Raw genomic sequence first — 21,812 nt, 5'->3', positions numbered from 1 at the left:
GCCCGCAATGCGGGCCTTCATTTTTATCCAGGGATTCTCCCTAAATCAACCGTCATATTCTCACTTGTCGTACTGCCCGGATTCAATAACTTATTGAAGTCTATCACCATATAGTAGCCGTAGACTTCCCAGGTTCCCGCTTTGTATTCCACTTTCTTGGTATCCTCGACAGCCTCCAACTTGGAGGTTCCGTCGGCCTTCAAGGTAAACGTCCAATCGATACCGTCTTTAGTCGCCACCCATTCGCCGACAAAATCTTCGGCATTTTCGTACTCGTACCCGACTTCTTCAACCATACAGTTCATGCTCTCGCCATTGTACGCCGTAATCTTATTGTCGGTGCCCACGGAATAGGAGAACATCGTACGAGAAGCCCCCTCCTCCCCCATAGTAGAGCGGGAGCATCAACAGCGTGCTGCGCTGGATGTCGTAGCGACCGGCATTCCAGTTCATCACTTGGTCATTAACCAAGGTTTCATAGACATACGAACCGTCAAAGAACTTGAAGGTTCTCGTAGAATCGCCATCGGCACATCCATAGATTTTCTTCTGAATTGTTCGGCCTTGGAGACCTTGCTCTTCTGGACAGCGACGCTAGCCTTAATCGCTTCGCTAGACGAGGACTTCGGGGATTCGCTCGAAGAAGACTTGTCTTCACTTACGCTCGATGATTGACTTGGAATCTTCCTTAACAGAAGACTAGGAATTGTCGGAAGACTTTTCCGAAGAAGAAGACTTCCCTGAAGATTTTTCACTGGACGAGAGCTTGTCGCCATCCTCGGACGACGAAGACTTGGCATCCTTTTCGGAAGAAGAAGAGTATTCTTCGGTAGAAGGGTCCGCAGAAGCGGAAGAGGAATCGTCGCCGCAAGCAGCAAACATAAACGCCGACGAAATCAAAAGTGCAAGGAATTTTTTTCATGCCAAAAATATAGTTTATATAAAATGCATTTCAACAAAAAAGAAACCCCGCCGCTTAGGCAGGGTTCCTAAAAGGTTTCTTAGCGGAAGTGCGGAAAACTAAGTGGCGTCCGCACGACTAACGCCATCAAGAAATCTTACTTGGCGATCACGCGGGCCATTTCGCAAACCTTGTTGCTGTAGCCCCATTCGTTATCGTACCAGGACACAACCTTGACGAAGGTCGGGTCGAGCTGGATGCCAGCCTTGGCGTCGAAGATGGAGGTCTTCGGGCAGTTGCGGAAGTCGGTAGAAACAACGGCTTCGTCGGTGTAACCGAGGATGCCCTTGAGTTCGCCTTCAGAAGCTTCCTTCATGGCAGCGCAGATTTCTTCGTAAGTGCAAGCCTTCTTGAGTTCGACAGTCAGGTCAACAACGGACACGTCGGAAGTCGGCACGCGCATAGACATACCGGTGAGCTTGCCGTTGAGCTGCGGGAGAACCTTACCCACGGCCTTAGCAGCACCCGTAGAAGACGGGATGATGTTTTCGAGGATGCCACGGCCACCGCGCCAGTCCTTCTTGGACGGGCCGTCAACGGTCTTCTGAGTAGCAGTTGCAGCGTGAACGGTGGTCATGAGGCCACGGACGATGCCGAACTTTTCATCGAGAACCTTGGAGATCGGGGCAAGGCAGTTGGTGGTGCAGGAAGCGTTGGAGATGATCTTCTGACCAGCGTAGGTCTTGTCGTTCACGCCGTACACGAACATCGGAGTAGCGTCCTTAGACGGAGCAGACATGATCACCTTCTTGGCACCAGCCTTGAGGTGAGCAGAAGCGAGTTCTTCAGTCAGGAAGAAACCGGTGGATTCCACAACGACGTCGACATCGAGAGCACCCCAAGTGATAGCGGACGGATCCTTTTCGGCGAAGATCTGGATCTTGTTGCCGTCGACGATGAGGAAGTTGCCTTCGACCTTGATGTCGTGGTTGAACTGACCGTGGACGGAGTCATACTTCAGCATGTATGCGAGGTAGTCAGCGTCGAGGAGGTCGTTGATACCGACAACAGTAATGTCCTTGGAGAAGTTTTCCACAGCAGCGCGGAAGACCATACGGCCGATACGACCGAAACCATTGATACCGAGTTTGAGAGCCATTATTGGATCCTTTTGTTTGTTTGTTGAAATTGCTAGCCACCTTTAGGGTGGTGCGTTCTTGGTCGTAAAGATACAAAATTCCGAGGCTTTTGTGTAGTAAAAAACATAAAATTTCGGATTTTTGCCGACGAAAAGGGGCCAAACCGGCATGGGAGGTCTTGGTTACACCGGGGCAGCCTCCAACATCTGCTTCATGAGCGTCTGGTAGCCGATGCCTACGGCAGCGGCACGCTTCTTGTAGCGTTCAATGACGCGAACCGGGACCCGAATGGTTATCGCCTTGGTGGCATTGGCCGCCATTTTCGCCTTTAACGCCTTGACCGTTTCGCCCCAATTGCCTTCAGCGACAATAGTAGAACCATCTTCTAAACCCTTGCGGATTTCCTCGCCAAAGTCATGTTTTTCTAAATAGTCCAGTTCTTCTTTAGAGATATTGACATCATCCACTACTTTAAATTCCATAAAGCCTCCTCGTTTTCCCATTCATTCATCAAGGCAACAAGCATTTCCGGAGTAAAACCGCGTTCAGTCATTCGTTCTAAAGCATGCTTTGTTATGTTCATAATAAATATACAATATGTATGTACAGTTTGTCAATATACGTTTGGTTTTCTGGGTGAAATAGAATTACCCCAATCTATTAACACGCAACATTCAGAAAAAATGGGAATTTTGGCACCTTTTTAATGATTAATTATGGGTATACAAAAAAAGCCCCCGCAGAGTCATTTTTTTTTGGGGGGGGGCACGGGGGCTATTTTAATTCAGCAAAAGTATTTTACAGGAGGTCTTGACGCTATTTTTCTATCTGCGCTTTAATTTTTTTCACTAATTCTTTTTCGACATTCTGCATTTTAGCAACGAAGTCGTCCCATTGGGTTTCGTTAGCAGGAATAGGGACCGCAAACACAGATATCTCTCCCTTATAGCCTACGGTTTCCCAATCCCTGATACGGATGTCATTTTCTTGTATTTTACGAGATTCGCTAAATGAGTATGGAGAAATCAAAATGGTTTTCGTTGCCTCTAGAGTATACATATAGGCAAGCATTTGCATCACATCGCGACCTTTGATAAAAACGCGGTACTCGCCATTTCCATTTTTTGGTATATAATTATCTTCTACAAATTCGGAATCGTTTTTATCAATATCATTGTCGTTCTTATTCACGCACAATTTCTTGTATTTGGCGTCCAAAACAACAGCTTTCTTATTACCAACCTTATCGTTTTCTCTATAAAAGTCGGGATAGTGATTTTTGCGACCTCCAACCAAAAGCTGTATCCCATTTTCTCCCGTTCTGTTGTTGGAATGAATCAAGTCAACATGATTATCCTCAAACACCTTCGCCAAATACTCTTCCCATAGCGAGGCTCCGTCAAACAAGATTCCCCTAATAGGCTTGTCACTATCACCATAGCTCAATTTTTCATGACGCAAAATAGCCAAGCAAAGTTTGCGAAGATTTTCGTATGCGGTATAATATGGATGCGTCACAGGATGAAGATTTTGGGCAATTACCTGCAACCTCGAATTTTTCGAATATGTCGGCGTAGCCACTACAATAGAGTTCACGTAATCGCGAGTATCTGTGTCCGATTCAAGAATGTAGCCACCAAAACTAAGGCTACGGATATACTCTATAGTATGGCGAACCAGTTGGGTTATCTTATTGTCGGTTGTATATTCACGGGTGTGGTAAGCAACCTTTCCATTGAATGGCATATTATAACGAATGTGCCGCGCAACATCAATAGGTCCGCGAACATTGGCATCGTTATATTCACGAGTCACATACGCACGGAAAATTCCTTGTGCGCACGCCGCTTTCAGATAACTGGGAAAAAGGTAATATAAGAAATCAAGAAGTTTGTCTTCTGCAGAACCCGTCTGTGGAGCAAAGGCGACATTACAGACTTTCTGCAACATATAATGCAAAAAATAGTTCTGATTAGACTGGTCAAACCGAGATGTGATTTGCATTTGCAAATCATCACCAAGACCGATAAAGCCCATAACATTGCCGGTCTGAAAACTCGGTTTTTCAAGATCAGTTTCTTGTTCTTTGACCCAATCTAGCTTATAGACAAAATTATCATCTCTACCAAGATCGGTTTCTGCATTATTGAACGAGAATACGAGTAATTCTCCATTCTTCTCTTTCCATTTGTCAGAGCTCAATTCTTTCAGCGATTTTCCGTCGATCGCATTTAAGGGATCCTGGAATTTATCTTTATCCCAGGGTCTCCACGTCTCATCCCACGGAGCAAACTTATACTGATTATCTTTTAGACAAATGGGCATATTCTTTGCAGCGGGAAAGATTAAGCATTACCACCTTCGCCAGCATCTTCATCTGCAGCTTCAGCAGGAGTTGCTGTTTCAGTATCTAATTTCTTCGGGGTGGAGGCTACGGCTTCATTGTAAACTTTTTCCAAGGTTTTAAACAAATCATCTGCTTTTGGCATACCACGAAGATATTCCCTTACTACTCCAGCAATATGATTTCTCCAAAGTTTCGTGAAATCACCTTCATTACTCTTTAATTTCAAGAAGTATGCAGGACCAATATGATACGCAGAAGAAAGACCTGGCACTTTTTCGATTTCCTTATTCAATGCCACCATCACCTTCTCTGCAATATTCTGCTTATCCCCTAATTGATCCAACATTCCTTTTCTACTTTCAGCCGTAATTTCCTTAAAGGCGAATCTACGGCGCATGGCAAAATCCATACTATCAACGCTGCGGTCAATATCGTTCATTGTGCCGATGATATAGACATTTTCTGGAACGAAAAAATGACCATAATTTCCTTTATTTAAGTCATCCTTATTTCCGTCTTTTTCAATCTCATTCTTTTCTATACCGAGAGCCAAATCAAATTCATTTGGTTTTTCTTGAAGATTGGCATATTGAGTTTTTATCTTTCCCTCAGCACCGCGATAACCAGGATCGATTGAGTAGAAAAGCTCACCGAAAATTTTAGACATTTCACCGCGATTGATTTCATCAATAATGAAAACATAAGACGGCATACATTTATCTTTTATGTATTGAGCAACGGCAGGGTCATATGTATCGTGCCCTTTATCATATTTACAATTCTTTATATAACCCTTTACTGAATCACTCGATACCGTTGTTGGAGTATTGTTTATAGTTATTGCATTTTTTTCACCTAATTTAACAATGAAAGTCGTGTCACTTCTTATACTTTTTATTTCCAGCTGATTATTTTCCTTTACTTTAGATTTAAAAGTTTCTATAGCCTTTTCTATCGAAGAGTCCGAAATCGCTTTTTTGCAGAATTCCTTAAAAGCGCCATCTTTCCGTTCAAAGCCAATTTGTCCATTATCTCCATTTTTCGGACGCAAGCCTTCAACAAAATCGGTATAATCGTAGGACTGATGGAATTGAACAAAACAACACTGTTCGTTAAATTGCGTTTTATCCTCAAGCTTTTCAAGATTCTTTTCCGAATCATCAAAAATCAGCTGCTTGGCAATCTTTTTCGCAAGATACGTTTTTCCTGTTCCCGGAGCACCATGGAGAATAATGTTATGGTTGTTAAGAAGAAAAACTACATATTCATTCATAATCTTTTTTTCATTGATTTGATTATTTTCAAATTGACTATTATTTTTCTCACCAAAGGCGTTATACAACATATGCATATAAAGAAGAGACTGATTCAATGGATTTTTGCATTTGCAATCAGGCAAATTTAAGTCATCCATAACTTTTATCAAATCTTCGTCTTTTGTATTACTATCCAAGCCAAGTTTATTGCACCGATCTTTTAATTCATCTGGTTTTATTGGAATATACTTATTTGGTTCTAGGCAATACAAAAAATTCTTTTTATGTCCATTATTATCTTTCAATTCACCTTTTTTATACTTTCCCAACGACCAAATTATGGGATTCTTATGACTCCATTGATCTAGTCCAATAGGAAGCTTACCACATATATCATCTACAACTTTATGTTCTTCCTCATTAAAAAAAGACATCCGATTAACTTTATTACTTGTAGGTGCACCTTTAATCACATCATCCAACTTATCAGCCGCAAATTCCGGTTCCATCCATTTTTTCAATGCGTTTTGTGTATTTTGAAACCAAAAATCCTGAGCATCTAATATTTTTAGGTAAACCGCTTTCGTCTTATTCTTTTCCCACCATTCACGAATAATATGTTCGTTTTCCATTTTCATTTCCTTACAAATTAAATTTTTCCATACGCAAAACAAGTTTCATAAAGACTCCGCAGAGCCATTTCAGACCTCACAGAGACAATTTCGCTAGAGATGCGTTCAAGGAGATAATAAGCACCAGCAACCGATTTTCTCTTACTCCTGACAGTTATTCCTGAAGTATTCCCAGATGCGGACCATTGCGAGGGTGTCGACTTCGCAGTATTTGAGGGATGCCTGACGGATAGCTTCGGTATGCAGCTTGTTGAAGCGACCGGCTTGCAGCATCACGTAATCGAGCTTGCTGATGCCACCGCAGTTGATTTGCTTTTCATCGTTCCAGATGTCGGAATCGTCAAAATCGGCTGGGAACTTGTTCGCATCAACTTTTGCGGCAAATTCTTTTAACATCGGCAAGTTATGGTAGGGGTCCATATCGTCGCCGTAATGGTCGCGGAAATAAGTCTCATCACTAGCCAAAATGGCAGGAAACACCTGCTTGATGGAATTGGAACTCCCCATCATCGGATGGTAGAAGTATTTTTGAGCGACAGCCTTCAAATCCAACATATCACGGGGTCCTGCAGTAAACGGATACTTACAACTTCCCGTCGGATGCGTATTTTTTTCAATAAAGCGAACCAACTCGTCCTTGTCGGATTCGTCTGATTCTATCAACTGCTCTCGAATAGCGTTGAGAATAATATTTTCATGTTCTGCATAACGGAAGATTGTTCCGTCATCATTGTCCAGTTGTTTTTTCAGTTCACGGACAAATTTAAAATTCGGATTTACTCCCGCCTCTAGCGAAATGAACTCTCCCCCACGCCCTTCTTTGTGTTCATAATGTCCATCCTCATAACAGACATGGTGAGAGAACTGGTAGGCAACTTCTTCGTTCGGGCGCGAGCCCTTGAACAGCGGGACAGCACCTTGATAAGTTTCAAAATCGATAAAATGCAGCGGATAGGTCCACTTCGCCATTTCAGCTTTCGCGGCAGCCTTCAAGAAAGTCGGAGCCACTTCACCGGTCTTTACGCTGTGAACATGCAAGAAACGCAGGTCATTATCCGAAAGTTTCGTGCGTTTTTGGAACGCTTCAGGAGTCGCATCTTCAGCAGGAACATATTCGTATTCGTTGATATCGGTCAGAAGAAGCTTTTTCTGTTCAAGCCAGCCATTGCCCTTGAGACTTGGCGGCAGTCCCTTTGAACCACCCTTGACATCTACAATGCAAGGTTTCCCTGCAATATCAACTCCAAGCATATCCTTGAAGAACTCTGCACGACCATCTTTCTTGCCAGCTTTGCGTTCCTCGTCTGTGGCGTAGAACGGACAATTAAATTTTTTCACATCAACTTTACAGAGGCTATAGTCCTTGCGGTTGTTGACATACATGTCCGCAACTTTTTCGACAAAATCTACAAAGCAACCGCCAAATATTTCGGCTATTTCAGGAATCTCGTCAGCAATAATCTTGTCACAGAGTTCGTCCACATCGATAACGCGGGCGATGCTATTTTTGCCCTGCAATTTTTCACGAACATCCGAAGCACATTCTACTTCGCGATGACCATCCTTGAACTTAATCTGTAACAGCGAGCTCAAAGAATCAACATCGCTTACGGCATCCGTGTTTACAAGCATCAGCTTGGCACGAACCTTGTGGTGCGAACAACTTTCAAAGAACTTGGTAAACTGCTGCACCACGTATTTCTGGAATGTAACATCCAAAATCTTATCTAGGTAATCCGATTTGAACTTGCCGCCGCGACCGTCAAAAGAATACAGCGGTTCATCGGCACCAATCCCCTTCGACTTGACTTCAATAATTTCGAGGGTATCGCCCCGCTTGTGCAAGATATCGACATAGACCAAGAAGTTGTTCGTGCCAAAGGCGGCTTCAGCCACATCGGCATTTTCCATACGGAGAAAGCGCATCGTGTCTACAAGGGTTTTCATCTGGGCAGGAACCGGCGAAAGCGTCGGATCCCTGCGGATGATGTTCTCGTCGGGAACGCCCTCGTAAACGCGGGCAAGTACACCAAACTGGTCGCCCACTTCGGCAATGCCATCGACTCCATCAAAGTGGTAGGCGTAGTCTTTGGAATTGCGGTAGTAATACGCATACATCGCACATTCTACCGCCTGGTTGAACGCCGACTTGGTGAACTTTTTCTCATGATACTTGTTGTCGAGCATAATACCTCCGTTTTGATTATTCATCTTAAAGATAAAGAAAATTATTCCTTGTACCACTTGGGCAATTTGCCTGACTTTTCCAATTTCGAACCTTCAAACATGTCTTCCATATCAACCTCATCAGAAACGTTCCACTTACTGAGGTCACCATTGAACTGAGATCCAGAAAACATGCCCCACATATTGGTCACCTTAGATACATTCCATTTGCTGATATTACCATTGAATTTTGAATCTTGAAACATATCAACCATATGTGTAACTCTGGAAACATTCCATTTGCTGATATCACCGTTGAATTGAGAATCTTGAAATATTCTACTCATATTTGTAACATTCGATACATCGATAAAATTTAAGTCACATTCATTTCCATTCTTCGCAACGGCAGCACAAATTAAAGCTTTCAAATGATCGCCATTTTGTGCAACGACAGTCTTTCCCGATATGTCAAAAATTTTCCATTTGGGGAAATATTTTTCGTTAGCAGTTCCCTTAAACATATCCAGAACAGAACATTCTAATGACACATTCCATTTATCAATATTTCCCTGAAATTTGGAATTCTCGAACATCCATTCCATGTTTGTAACATTAGACACATTCCATTTACTGATATCACCATTAAATTGAGAATTTTCGAACATACGGGACATATCAGCAACACTCGATACATCCCATTGACTGATATCACCGGTGAATTGTGAAAGATCCTCATCAGAAAACAAATCACTCATATCTGTAATTTTAGATACATCGATGAAATTCAAGTCACAATTCGCACCATTCTGTTTTATGGCTGCTAAAATTTTTTTCCTTAAATCATCTTTATTTTTTGCAACAACCATTTTTTGTTCAGTGGTCTTTTTAACTACAGTCCCCTTTGGGGATTCTCCAGCTTTATGAGGTTTAGAGTACTTCTTATAGGCATTTTTCTTAAGGTGATATTTCCCTTCGTCGTCTTCAACCAAGTCATCTTCAGGGAATGCACAATAGTTTTTGAACTTGGAATGATCAAAGTCCTTCAACACTTTTAGGGGCTTGTCGTTTTTGTCGAAAAGAGGAATTTGATTGCCATTCCCGTCATCAAGAAAAAGATAGTCGTTGCCGTAAGCCGATTCATTGAACTTGAACCCTTTTTTCAGAACGAGAGCCTTGAGGTAAGGAGGGTTCTTGTAAATGGTAGATTGCCAATAGCCAACACCCTCATCATCTTCGTCTATCATATCTGCTACAGGCAAAATCTTAAAGCCAACATTGTCGCCAAGAACCTGGACAGTCGGATAGTTATACATTTCTATTAGGCATTCCTGTCCATATTCATCCGTAAAGGGATAGGTCTCGCAGCCAAAGCCATCTTCGTCTTCTTCGAGTTCTTCAATGCATTCTTCCACGATTTTATAACCATCAAATTTGGGCTTTTTAGCAGATACAGGCTTCGCAGTCTTTGTAGCTTTTTTAGGTTTTGCAGCATCTTCACTCTCAGAATTTTCTCCATACCACTTTGGTGGATTATCAGCCAAGGGAGAATCATCAAACATGCCAAAATCCAAAGTCAACTTAGATGTATCCCACTTGCTAATATCGCCTTTAAAACGAGAATTAGAAAACATACAGAACATATTTGTAACGTTGGACACATTCCACTTGCTGATATTTCCATTAAATTGCGAATCACTAAACATGCTCTGCATATTTACAACATTCGAAACATTCCACTTACTGACATCTCGTGTGAATCGCGAATTCTGGAACATCATAACCATGTTCTTTACTTTAGATACATTCCATTGACTTATATCGCCATTAAATTGAGAATCAGCGAACATGTTTTGCATATTTGTAACATTTGACACATCCCAATGGCTTATATCGCCATTGAATTGCGATTGCATAAATAAATTGCTCATATCCGTAACATTTGATACGTCAATGAAATTCAAATCACAATTTGTACCATTCTTTTTAATGGCGGTTTCTATCAATTTAATCAAATCATTCTTGTCTTTAGCGACAACTGTTTTTTGATCAGCGGTCTTCGGTGCAGCAGTTTTCTTTGGAGACGTCACTGCCTTCTTAGCAACCGTAGCCTTTTTAGCTGTAGTTGTCTTTGCTTTTGCTTGTTCTTTCATATTTACCAGCCTTTTTGCTTTAGATTTTTTTCAAAATAGAGAGCATACGTCAAAAGGACGGTTTCCATCTTGAAAACCACCTTCGTCACTAACGAATGTATTTTGTAAACTAGATTTTACCTGGGGGGGGGGGGTAACGGATTAACACGAATCCTTTTCAGATTCGTTCCAAACACTACTGCGTTACCCATCATATTCATACAAGTCAAATATACATTAAAAATTTACAAAGGGATGCAAAATAGTGTGATTTTTTGAAATTCCAGCCGTATTTCCGACTGATTTCGTAAAAAGAAATAAATTTTCCGAAAAAGCCATCGGTACAAATACACCAGCTTTGTTCCTGCGAAATATAGGCTTCAATACCCTCTTTTTCACTCGTACAAGTTTTATACCGAGACGAGCTACTAGACGCATTTTGTCCGTTGTTAGAACTTGACGAAAAAGATTTTACAGAACTAGAGGACCTCGAACTGCCACCCGAGGATGTTCCTTTGTCCGTAATAGAACTCGAGGAAAAGACTTCATCATCACCGCTACTGCTCGAAACTTCCGCAATCGGATCAGGGTCGGCACTGCTGGAACTGCTGTCGCATGCAGTAAATACAGCAAAGACAAGAGCCATGGCAAGAAGTATGGATTCCCTACGCTTCGCTTCGAGAATGACAGGCCAAAAATGACGCAATGTAAAAATCTTCACAGAAGACCTCCATTTGTAAAATCCCACTGATTTTTTGCAAAATATAGCAACTAAAAAGCCAGCCTTACAAGCTGGCTTTCGTTCTAGAAAAAAACAACTAAACTATTTTGCAAGACGACTTTGCTGAAGAGCCTCTAGTCGAGTTTGAACTTCCACAATTTTATCTTCAGAAAGTCCAATTTCGCGAAGAACCGCTTCTGTATCAGCTTTATTTTGCGCAAGTTTGTCTTTAGCTTCTTGAGTTTCAGCATGAGCATCCGCAAGGCGCTTGCGGAACACGTCACCGGCGCTTACAAAGCCGTATTTCTGTCCTACACTCTTGAATGCCATTTCCAACTCCTTCAGATAGTCCTCGTCGACATACTCTCTCAAATATACATTAATTTTACTCAAAAGGGTCAATCCTACATCCGTAGGCAATTTCTGGAACGATTCCTTAAACTGCAACAGTTTCGAACGAAGATTGTCCTTGTCAAAAGCGTACTTCATCGCGGTAATTCCCATGCCAGTCGTAATGTCTTCACAAGCAAGGCAATCACTGTCGGGAATATCAGCCATGTTCACGAACGAGCATGCAAACGGAAGTACGCGACCATGGAAAAATTCCGGGTATCCGTCTTCAAGGTTCTTCAGAGGATTCCAATTTTCGCACCCGTTGTAAAAGATAATGGCCATAGTCGGAAGCCCGTCAAACACACGATTTTCCTGATGAATCTTCATCACGGAACGCACATAGCGGGCAATCTGGTTAATAGTGTCGGGATCTCGCCCCGACTTGTGCTCCACCATAATACCCACAAGCACGGGTGCGCCCGTCAACACGTTGACGCGGAATGCTAGATCCGCATCACCGGTTTCGTCGACCTCGGAATACGAATCTGGAATGCGTTCCAGAGTGCCGAGATTCACGGATGACAGGAATTCGCCCACTTCGCGATCTACCTTGCCAGTAAACTCAAGCAACAACCTAAGGCGCTTGACTTCGGCAAAAAGCCACCGGAAAAAGGGATCATGTGCACGGCGTGCATTATTTTTCTTTTCAGTCATAGTTTTCCTATTTTCATTGTTATCGTCTACCTGGAACCCAAAAACGTCGAAAGGCTCCTCTATATAACACGCCAGATTCAGAAAAATTGGGAATTTTGCCCCCTTTTTTAGTAGCCGAACAACGTAAAAAGATTTTTGCTTTTGTATGATACCAAATGTACAATACAATCGTTATTCCACTTTGGACTATGAAAAGGCGGGGCTTGCACGCTCCGTTTTTTTATTTTTGTTGTCATGAGCAATTCTTTGTTTAAAAAATTTGGTCGTATTCCCAATTTTTGCGTCCCGCTGTTTGGGCTGTTATTGGTTGCATCTTTAATTTCTTGCGCCGGTAACGGAAAGCCGCTGACCGAATCGGACCCGCAGTCCGAAGGTTCGCAAGCGGCTAATTCCGGGAGCTACACCGACGACTATTTTGACGAAGGTTCCTCGCAGAATCCGGACGGGTCAAGTAACAAGGCCCTTCGGCAAGCTCAGGGACCTAATTCCGCAAGAGCTTTCAGCTCCGACGGATTCAGCTTCATTCTGCCGCAGGGCGGCGCAGGCGACTGGGCGCTCGTGGGCGATGACGATGGATCTGCCCACGAGAGCGGCGTCCCCTACGAATTTTACAACGCGAGCACGGGACGCCGCGCGGTCCTGGTCGAAATAGAACTCCCCAAGGGCGAACCCATGAACCTCATGGACCGCGCCCGCATGGAAATGCAGAGCCTGGAATCTAGCGGCAAGAAGGCGACGCTCGCCGAGACCTATCCCGAAGAAAACTTTGGCGGTACAGGCGTCTTCTTTGACGTTGCAGGCAAGCGCTACGACAGCCCTTACGAGGCAGTCGGCTTTGTAACAGGCGCCGGGAGCCGCGTGTACACGCTCACGCTTTCTGCCACCGACACGCTACTCCAGCCGGGCGAACTCAAGAACGAATGGAAGGTATTCTTCGCGAACTTCAGCATGCGCGAAACTGCGGCAAGTGAAGGCCCGGAACTTTCGCCGAACAACGTGCAAAGCTTTGACTCCCCCACGCTCGGCTACACTTGGGCTGTCAAAGACACCCTCTGGCATCACTGGACAGGAATCGCCCGCCAGAACGACGACCCGGACCTGGTGCTTAGCAACAAGGCCGAAGACGTTTCGCTGTTCGTTTACGGCGCGACTGTAGAAAGCGACGCCGTCAATTCGCAGGATTTGTTCAAGGTGCTGCTCGTGCGCCTAGGTGTCGACCCCAACAATCCGACGCTCGAAATGCACCGCCAAAAGGTCGGCGACCGCTACGCGCAAGACTTTACCCTGACTCACGTGGTCAACAAGTTCGACTTCTACTACACAGGCCGCTATTTCTATGACGACGGCCGCGGCATCCTAATTGTTTCCTGGACCCAGGGCGTGAACAAGAAAAAGTACGCCAAAGTCATGCAGCACGGTATCGAAGGCCTGACCGTGGGCGAAAATCCGGCCGCCAAAAACGCGGCCACCGACCCCGAATCCGCCAAGAAACAGGCAAAGTTCAATGCCGCCATCATGAGCCAAGTGGGCATTCTGCGCCTGCTCGAAAACCAGCCGCTGGTGGCCCTCAGCTACTTTGAACGCGCGAACCACATGGACCCCGAAGAGCCTCTCTACCTGATCAACTGCGGATTCGTGTACCAGATGAAGGAACTTTACGGCCCCGGCATCAGCCACTTTGAAAGCCAGCGTGAACTGGTACAAAAGAACGGCAAACTGCTCTCGATTTTGGGCGAAATGTACGAAGCCCTGTTCGACTACGGCCGCGCCCGCGAATGCGCCGAAGCTGCCCTCCGCTACACGCCGAACAATCCGGAATACGTGATCAACTTGAGCGACGCCCTCTGGGGACTCGGTCAGCGTAACCAGTCGCTGGTGGTGGTGCAACGCCTTTACGACACGCAGCCGAGCAGCCGCCTGGGCGTTTACCTTGCGAAGACCTACATGGGCCTCGACCAGTACGCCGAAGCCGTTGACATTCTTTACCAGGTACGCCGCCGCTTCGGCATGAGTGTGGAACTCGGAAGCACCTTGACGGATGCCCTCATGTTCCTTGGCCGCTACGAAGAAGCCCGCGCTATTAGCGAAGAAACCTTGGCCAAGGACCGTAACGACTACAAGATTTGGACCACGCAGGGCAAGATTCTATTCTACAGCCGCAACTACCGCGACGCCGAAAAATCGCTCACCAAGGCACTCGCCTTAAAGCCCGATAACGAAGACGCCAAGAGTTTCCTCTCCGCCACGAAGGCTTTCCTCGGCAAGGCCGACAACCGCACATTGCAAAAGCCGATTACGCCGGTGGAAGAACGCACCAAGAACCTGAAGAGCCTCCTCAGCGAAACCGCCAAAAAGCAGGGCACCGAAGGCGATTTCCCCGCCGTGGTGCATTACAACAAGCAGACCTTGAAAGCCGAAAAGGGCGCGAACTGGGTGCGCACCGACGAAATGCTCATGGAAATCCTCGACATTCGCGGCGCCGCCATCTATCGCGAATTTACGTTCGACTTCTTGCCGGGATTCGACCGCATTTACCTGAACGCCCTCGAAGTCTACGACAGCAACTGGAACCTGAAGCAGAAGGCGAACCTGAACGGCGCCTACATCACCTACGCCACCGAAATCGGCGGCCAGAACGAATCGCAGACGGCGCACTTCCCGCTGCAAGAACTTGAACCGGGCGACTTTATTTACCTGCAGTTCAGCCGCACGAATATCGAGAACAAGGGCATGATCCCCTACACCGACTTCGTGAGCAGCAAGGACGTCCCTGTCGGAGAATCGTGCTTCCGCATTTACGCCGACACCGCCCGTTTTGTGACCGAAGAATACGGCCCGCTCGAAAAGAAAGCAATCAAGGGCGGCATCGAATGGAAAATCGAAAACCCGGTCATTATCCGCAAGGAACTCTACATGCCCGTGTACCGCGACTTTGGCGCAGGCCTGATGCTTACCGGCAAGCAGGAATGGAAGAACGTGGGCGAAGATTACCAGAACCTGATCAAGCACCAGTTCAAGCAGGCCGTGAGCGTGCGTGAAAAAGCCCGCGAAGTCCGCGGCAGCAAGGCAAACGACAACGCCGTCAAGGCCATCGTGAACTTTGTACGCCACGATATCCGCTACCGCGACATTCGATTCGGCGGCCACAGCCTGATTCCGCAAACCGCCGAAGTCACGCTCAAAAAGCACCAGGGCGACTGCAAGGACATGGCGCTTTTACTCAAGGAAATGCTCGAAGCCGTAGGCATCAAGAGCTACCTCACCGCCATCCACCTGACCGAAGAAGGCTTTGCCGGCCTCCCGACGATTCAGCAGTTCAACCACATGATTCTCTACATTCCTGCGCAGGGGCAAGTCACCGAACGCTGGGTCGATGCCACCGACAAGACCGGCAACGATCGCCCTGTACCGCTCGACATGGAAGGCAAAGTCGCACTCGTCATCAACGGCGACAGCAGCCACGTGGTCACTACGCCGATTTTGGAAGACAATCAGGAACACCAGATTGGCATTGAACACCGCCTGTTTATCGGAAACGACGGCGCCTGCGAATTCCGCGACTCGATTTCGCTGCAGGGCAAGTTCGCCAGCGTGATGCGTAACCGTTTCTATGGCCGCGACATGAAAGAGCAGGAAAAGCTGATGGAAGACTTCCTCGCTTCGGGTATCCCCGACGTAAGCATCGGAAACATCCGCATCGAGAACCTCGCCGAATTCAACAAGCCGCTCGCCCTGATTGTGACTTACGCCTCCAAGGGGTACTTCGGCCAAGGCGGCTCCGAACTCAAGGGCCGATTCCCGAACGTATGGGAACGCAGCCTGTTCAAGCTCCCGAAGGTATCGAAGCGCCACCACCCGATTCGCATGCCGCACGAGACGCAGTTTGCGTACAAATTAAGCGTTACCGCCCCGAGCGGCAAGAAAGTCAAAATTACCGGACCGAAGCCGCTTAATCGCGACCCGGATTACGTGAGCTACGAGAAGAATTTTGACGGCAAGAACAGCATCAAGTGGACCACCTTCGCTCTCTACGCCGACCCGGCCGAATACAACAAGATTCGCGAGGAATGGACCTACTTGCTCAGCGAAACGAGCCCGATGATCGAAGTCAAGTAGGAAGTAGGCTGTTAGAAGTTGGAAAATGCCCCGGAAAAATTCCGGGGCATTTTCACATTCAACTTAAGAACGAAACTAGTCGTCGGCAGTCGAAGCGCCAATGGCCTGTTCGAGCGTGGTATGACCGTTCAACGCCTTCTGGATACCGTCCATACGCAGCGTAATCATGCCGCATTCCTGGATGGCGGCGCGCTTGATGACATCGCCCGAAGAACGCTTGATGATAAGGTTACGCACGGTTTCGTTCGGCACCAGGAACTCGTAAATACCGCAACGGCCCTTGTAGCCCGAACCATCGCACTTGTCGCAACCCTTGCCGTGGTAGAACTGCATATCGGGAGTCAAGTGGAATTCGTCGCGCATGGCCTGCGAAATTTCGACAGGTTCCTTACAGTACTTACAGATACGGCGCACAAGACGTTGTGCAAGCACGCCCTTGATGGCGGTAGACACAAGGAAGGGTTCCAAACCCATTTCGAGCAAACGCGGGAATGCGCCGGCAGCATCGTTGGTATGGAGCGTACTGAAGACCAAGTGACCCGTCAAAGCAGCTTCGATAGCCATGGACGAAGTTTCCTGGTCACGCATTTCACCGATCATAATCACGTCCGGGTCCTGACGCAAAAGGGCGCGGATGCCCGCCGCAAAGGTAAAGCCCGCGGCGTTGTTAATTTGTCCTTGGTTCACACCGTCAATATTCAATTCCACCGGGTCTTCCATCGTAGAGATGTTGATCGTGGAATCCAAAATTTCTCGAATGGAAGCATAAAGCGTGGTAGACTTACCGGAACCGGTAGGACCGGTCACCAGCACAATGCCGTTAGGAGCATTAATTGCATCGATAAACTGTTTGAGCACGCGCGGGTCGAAACCCATGTCTTTCAGAGGGAACTGACCGGAGTTCGGGTTCAAGATACGCATAACGATCTTTTCGCAAACGCCGCGCTTACGCAAAGAAATCGGGAACGAGCTCACACGAAGGTCAACTTCGGATCCCTTGTAACGCACGGTAAAGCGGCCGTCCAACGGTTTACGTTTTTCGGCAATATCCATCTTCGAAAGGAGCTTGATACGCGACAGAATCTGCGGCATCAAACGTGCCGGAATCGGGGACATCACCTGAAGGTCACCGTCAATACGGTAACGCAGCTTGAGGAAGGTTTCCTGCGGTTCCAAGTGAATATCGGAGGCCTTACGGGCAATGGCTTCGTGAATCAGCGTCGTCACGATCTTCACCACCTGACGACCTTCTTCGTCACTCAGTTCGGGTTCGTCGTTACCACCCTGACCGCGTTCCACCGTTTCCAGTTCATCGCTGTCCTTGGATTCGCTGATCAAGTCGGCCAAGGATTCCTCGGCAGGACCGTGACCGGAGAACACGCGTTCAATCGCCTTCATCACGTCGGCTTCGGACGCCATCACCACGTCAACATCCATACGGACCTTGAACTTCACGATGCTAATCGTGCGCATGTTGGTCGGGTCCGTCATGGCAATCGTCATCACGGAGCGAACCTGGCGGTGTTCATCTTCACCCTCCTGCACGAACAGCGGCACCACCTTGTACTGCTTGCACATGTCTTCGGGCAAGAAGGTATAGGCGTTCGGGTCAATATTGAAATTGTCTAGCTTTACATACGGAACTTCGAACTGCCTCGAAAGAATTTCAACAAGGCGTTCCTCGGGCATGTAGCCCAGGTCCACCAATGTACGGCCAAGGCGCTTACCCGAAGTTTTCTGGGTTTCAAGAGCCTTGTCTAGCTGCTCCTGCGTAATGTACCCTTGAGCGAGGAGCATTTCACCGATACGCATCTTGGTCGAAGACTGCATCTGCGACCCGAGGATGTTCGTTAGCGTTTCATTGCTCACCATGCCAAGGCGCGACAGAATCTTACTGAGCATGAGACCGGTACGTTTATGTTCGGCCATGGCGTGAGCCAACTGGTCTTCGTCGAGGAATCCCTGACGAAGCAACAACTGGCCAAGGTTCATCTTGTTGTTGTTCATCATATATGCGACCACGCCCGCGGGGGTACGGGCAAAAACTCTCCATCTTGACGCAGCATGCAAACTTCAAGTGCACCAGACTTTTCTAGCGCATTCCCTATTCTACACACCTTGCCTAATCGAACATTTTCTTCAAATATACTATTTGGGCATGAATTTGCAAACAGAAGTTCGTATTCTTCGCCCCCATTTAATGCAAAATCAAGAGGATCAAGGTGATATCTAACACACAGACGATGGACTTCCGCGTCAATCGGAAGCAAGGATTCCTCAATTTGCAGGTTCACCCCCGAGGCCACCGCCAGATGGTTCAGCTCCGAAGAAAGACCATCGCTAATGTCCACCGCCGCGCCATAGGCTCCCAAACGAATCAGTTCCGCCCCCGCCGATTCACAAATCTGCGGAGAAAGATGGTATTCCACCAGCTTGGGGAATTCGGATGCCGCTTCGGGGTGGTTCATCAGGAGCCAGAGCCCCGCCCCGGACTTGCCGAGAGTCCCGTTCACGTACAGGGCGTCACCCGGTTTGACCGCCGAACGCAAAAGGGGACGCGGAAACTCAAACGCACCGTCGGGTGACGCGCCTGATGAGGCGTCTGGTGATGCGTCGCCGAGCACCCCCAAGAGGGTCGTCGAGAACATCCCCACCTCGCCCACCACGGTGTCGCCGCCAATCAAGGCGATTCCACGTTTGGCAAAGCCCTGCGAAAGGGCGGCCTGCACGCGGGTGCGGGTTTCTTCGGACCAGCTTTTGTTGATGCAAAGTCCGAGCAGAGCCAGTTTCGGCGTTCCGCCCATGGCAGAAATGTCCGACACGTTCGAGACGATATGCTTTTCAACCGCCTGTTCGGGAGTCGACCAATCCAGCCGAAAGTGCGTTTTTTCGACCGACAAGTCCTTGGTCACAAGCCAACCGTCAAAGATGGCGCAGTCATCGCCCACGCCGAGCCAACTGCGACTTTGTGGGGACTCGTGCGTGAAATCGGCGGAACCATTCAGGAGAGTCTCAATAAAACGAAATTCGCCTAAATTTGGAAACATAAAACTAAATTAGGAAAAAAATATTCCCGATTTAAGCGTTTAGCAAGTTCTATTCTATAGAAACAGAGAAAACATTTCCGTTAATCTTAACCTTATCAAAGTAAATAGATCCTTTTACCATAACATCAGCCCAATACATACAAGTACAAGAGACATCTGTATATCGATTCTTTTTATCAATATTCAGATAAAGAGTATCTCCTTCTACTGAAAACTCTAAATTATCCGGTTTTTCCGCTGGAGGACATTGAGTGTTGCCAAGTACACGAATTGTATAACAATCCTCATCGGCCGGCTTAATCACAAAAGAATCTACCCCCATTGTTGGATTTTTAGAATCAAAACGAGCTATACACGAATCAACCGACAGAAGTTCAACTGATATTTCTTTTTGACGCTTTAGCTCAGTCTTATCTTCATTGCCTGACAGCACTACATTTTTATCATCATCCGACGAGGAACAAGCACAAAAAATGATAGATATAGCAACACAACATATTAAGAATTTCATTTTTTCTCCTTTACTAATAGGTTGGCGTACCCAAAGTTATCCATCTAGAACCAATGCCATCATAATCATTGTTATAAAATACAGGTCCAAGATAGGAGTTTCGAAATTTTTCTTCCCAAGGATCAAAGAAAATTCCATTTATATAGCCATAGCGATAGACTATTTTCGGTTCAATATCATACCCCCCTTGAGTATGCAAAATATTCATAACAGCCGTATAATAAGCATCCCATATTTTTTCATTTTGCATAAACCATCGATAAGCAAAATTTTGGTATGCTTTCATCACATATAAATTTCCAAAGCCTACAGAACTTAAACCTAATATGGAATGAACACCCGTAAACACTCCGTCAAACCAAGGATCCTGATTAGAATAGCCATTTCGAAATACAGAGCAAGCACTCAACCATAGCCAATAGGTGTTCCTAACCCCATTACCCGAAGTCACATTAGACAAGACAGCATTCGGATTCCAAAGAGTGATTTCATTAGGAGCTCCATGTCCATGATAAAAAACAAAATTATAATTCTGGGCGTCTTGACTTAAAAAATTAACAAGTCTTACACCTGAATTAACATAATAGTCGAAAGAAACTGCTGTTGGATTCGTCCCATAACCATACAAAATATTCATCGCAGTGATACTCTGATAAACAGCAGCTCTCAAAGAATCTGCAAGCGTAACAGACCAGCTTAACGGGCTTTGCCAATTATTGGAATAACTATTAATTGCATATGTGGCAAAATTTAAATTTAGCAAACGTCCCTGATTAACTGCAAAACTTACAGAAAACGACAAAATCATCACTAAAAAAAACTTTCTCATAATCATTTTCCCTTTATATCTCTAAAAAATCTCATCAACATCAAAAGAAATATACCGTATAGTACCTTTATCGTCAAAATGTCCTAAATAGGTCAAACAAGGAACCAATATGCCATTTCCAGAAGAATCCGTTGTCATACGCCAACTTCTAACAGCATCATACAATTCCCCCTGCATATTTTCACTTTTTATATCCCTACTAATTCTAGATATTTCTTGTTCAAGCTTATCCATATGAGATTCTAAAATACATTCTTTGCAAAAATCAATTTTCTTGATTTTCTTTTTAACATTCAACCAGCTATATTCTATTTTTTTCAAATTAGAAAGAGCATCATAATACAAAAAAATAAAAGCATCACCACGAACAATTACATTCTGAACCAATTGATGAAACATAACAATGCCCCCCACAATTTCAGACTGACCATTTCTTTGTTGATGTTCAAAAGCAACACGAGTGATTTTACTAGAATTTAGCACTTCGTTGTTAAAATAGTTTCGCAAATCCTCCGATGCTATTTTACGCAAATTAAATTCTTCAAAATCATTTACTCTTATATTTCTTGTACCGGAATTAAGATTAATTATGTATCTTCCACCAAAATTTTCAATAGGAACATCAACCTTCATTGGAAGCTTTATGTTTCCTTTAACTTCATAAACAGTATAAGTAGAATCACTAGATTCCGTATACCTTTGCAAAAACTTTTCCGCTCGTTGCAAAACACTGGGACTAGAAATAAATTGAGCATCTACCAAAGAAAAAGTAATAAAAGCAAACAACAAAACCCGTTTAAGCATTTTTTCATCCTTTCATAAGAAAAAAACTTTCTATACAAATATATCTTTTCTCATAAAAAAAGTCAACTCACCTAAACCAATCATCAGCAAAAACAAACAGAGAACAAATTGTTGACAAGATGAGAATTTCTTTAGGATAAAAAATATTTTTTCAAAAAGGGCAA

The 21,812-nt window shown here is 45.4% G+C and carries 17 protein-coding genes; 1 reads left to right on the top strand and 16 read right to left on the bottom strand.

The window, feature by feature from the left end; translation table 11 throughout:
• Positions 1-23 precede the first annotated feature (23 nt).
• The 11 genes from Q0P86_RS07310 to Q0P86_RS07260 form a co-directional block, all read right to left on the bottom strand.
• Entirely contained in the window at positions 24-362 is a 339-nt protein-coding gene (locus tag Q0P86_RS07310) for a hypothetical protein (RefSeq protein ID WP_295038481.1), read from the bottom strand.
• A complete protein-coding gene (locus Q0P86_RS07305) occupies positions 331-471 on the bottom strand; it encodes a hypothetical protein (protein WP_295038479.1) in 141 nt (46 codons plus the stop codon). The genes Q0P86_RS07310 and Q0P86_RS07305 overlap by 32 nt, the downstream gene beginning before the upstream one ends.
• Before the next feature lie 228 nt (positions 472-699).
• Entirely contained in the window at positions 700-882 is a 183-nt protein-coding gene (locus tag Q0P86_RS07300) for a hypothetical protein (RefSeq protein ID WP_291022678.1), read from the bottom strand.
• 176 nt (positions 883-1,058) lie between these two features.
• Positions 1,059-2,060 carry a type I glyceraldehyde-3-phosphate dehydrogenase gene (gene gap / locus Q0P86_RS07295; protein ID WP_295038476.1) on the bottom strand — a complete coding sequence of 334 codons (1,002 nt, stop codon included), beginning with the start codon at positions 2,058-2,060 and terminating at the stop codon, positions 1,059-1,061.
• A 162-nt stretch (positions 2,061-2,222) separates the two neighbouring features.
• Positions 2,223-2,522 carry a hypothetical protein gene (locus Q0P86_RS07290; protein ID WP_295038475.1) on the bottom strand — a complete coding sequence of 100 codons (300 nt, stop codon included), beginning with the start codon at positions 2,520-2,522 and terminating at the stop codon, positions 2,223-2,225.
• A 334-nt stretch (positions 2,523-2,856) separates the two neighbouring features.
• Positions 2,857-4,365, bottom strand: a complete 1,509-nt coding sequence (locus Q0P86_RS07285; RefSeq protein ID WP_295038473.1) for a hypothetical protein — start codon at positions 4,363-4,365, stop codon at positions 2,857-2,859.
• Positions 4,366-4,385: 20 nt separating this feature from the next.
• Positions 4,386-6,275: an AAA family ATPase gene (locus Q0P86_RS07280; protein WP_295038471.1), complete on the bottom strand. Its 1,890-nt coding sequence runs from the start codon at positions 6,273-6,275 to the stop codon at positions 4,386-4,388.
• 141 nt (positions 6,276-6,416) lie between these two features.
• Entirely contained in the window at positions 6,417-8,462 is a 2,046-nt protein-coding gene (locus Q0P86_RS07275) for a DUF2779 domain-containing protein (protein WP_295038470.1), read from the bottom strand.
• 41 nt (positions 8,463-8,503) lie between these two features.
• Complete coding sequence (locus Q0P86_RS07270) at positions 8,504-10,594, bottom strand: BspA family leucine-rich repeat surface protein (RefSeq protein ID WP_295038468.1); 2,091 nt, start codon at positions 10,592-10,594, stop codon at positions 8,504-8,506.
• Between the two features lie 205 nt (positions 10,595-10,799).
• Positions 10,800-11,294, bottom strand: a complete 495-nt coding sequence (locus Q0P86_RS07265) for a hypothetical protein (protein WP_295038466.1) — start codon at positions 11,292-11,294, stop codon at positions 10,800-10,802.
• Between the two features lie 102 nt (positions 11,295-11,396).
• Positions 11,397-12,341 carry an Rpn family recombination-promoting nuclease/putative transposase gene (locus Q0P86_RS07260; protein ID WP_295038465.1) on the bottom strand — a complete coding sequence of 315 codons (945 nt, stop codon included), beginning with the start codon at positions 12,339-12,341 and terminating at the stop codon, positions 11,397-11,399.
• Positions 12,342-12,575: 234 nt separating this feature from the next.
• Here Q0P86_RS07260 and Q0P86_RS07255 point away from each other — a divergent pair, with 234 nt between their 5' ends.
• A complete protein-coding gene (locus tag Q0P86_RS07255) occupies positions 12,576-16,457 on the top strand; it encodes a transglutaminase domain-containing protein (RefSeq protein WP_295038463.1) in 3,882 nt (1,293 codons plus the stop codon).
• Between the two features lie 75 nt (positions 16,458-16,532).
• Here Q0P86_RS07255 and Q0P86_RS07250 read toward each other — a convergent pair whose 3' ends face one another.
• The 5 genes from Q0P86_RS07250 to Q0P86_RS07230 are packed head-to-tail and all read right to left on the bottom strand — an operon-like array spanning position 16,533 to position 21,648.
• Complete coding sequence (locus tag Q0P86_RS07250; RefSeq protein ID WP_291024875.1) at positions 16,533-18,467, bottom strand: type II/IV secretion system protein; 1,935 nt, start codon at positions 18,465-18,467, stop codon at positions 16,533-16,535.
• Entirely contained in the window at positions 18,464-19,504 is a 1,041-nt protein-coding gene (thiL, locus tag Q0P86_RS07245) for a thiamine-phosphate kinase (RefSeq protein ID WP_290994990.1), read from the bottom strand. Before thiL ends, Q0P86_RS07250 begins: the two co-directional genes overlap by 4 nt.
• 49 nt (positions 19,505-19,553) lie before the next feature.
• The gene (locus Q0P86_RS07240) at positions 19,554-20,015 is read right to left on the bottom strand and encodes a hypothetical protein (protein WP_290994993.1); all 462 of its coding nucleotides are present in this window, start codon (positions 20,013-20,015) and stop codon (positions 19,554-19,556) included.
• A 13-nt stretch (positions 20,016-20,028) separates the two neighbouring features.
• A complete protein-coding gene (locus tag Q0P86_RS07235; RefSeq protein WP_295038460.1) occupies positions 20,029-20,844 on the bottom strand; it encodes a DUF6345 domain-containing protein in 816 nt (271 codons plus the stop codon).
• A 21-nt stretch (positions 20,845-20,865) separates the two neighbouring features.
• Positions 20,866-21,648, bottom strand: coding sequence for a hypothetical protein (locus tag Q0P86_RS07230; RefSeq protein WP_290994999.1), 783 nt, complete (start codon positions 21,646-21,648; stop codon positions 20,866-20,868).
• Positions 21,649-21,812 lie beyond the last annotated feature (164 nt).

The sequence above is a fragment of the uncultured Fibrobacter sp. genome (assembly GCF_946062555.1).
Lineage (GTDB): Bacteria > Fibrobacterota > Fibrobacteria > Fibrobacterales > Fibrobacteraceae > Fibrobacter.
The sequence above is the reverse complement of the archived record's forward strand: the minus strand, read 5'-3'. Positions and strand labels throughout refer to the sequence as shown.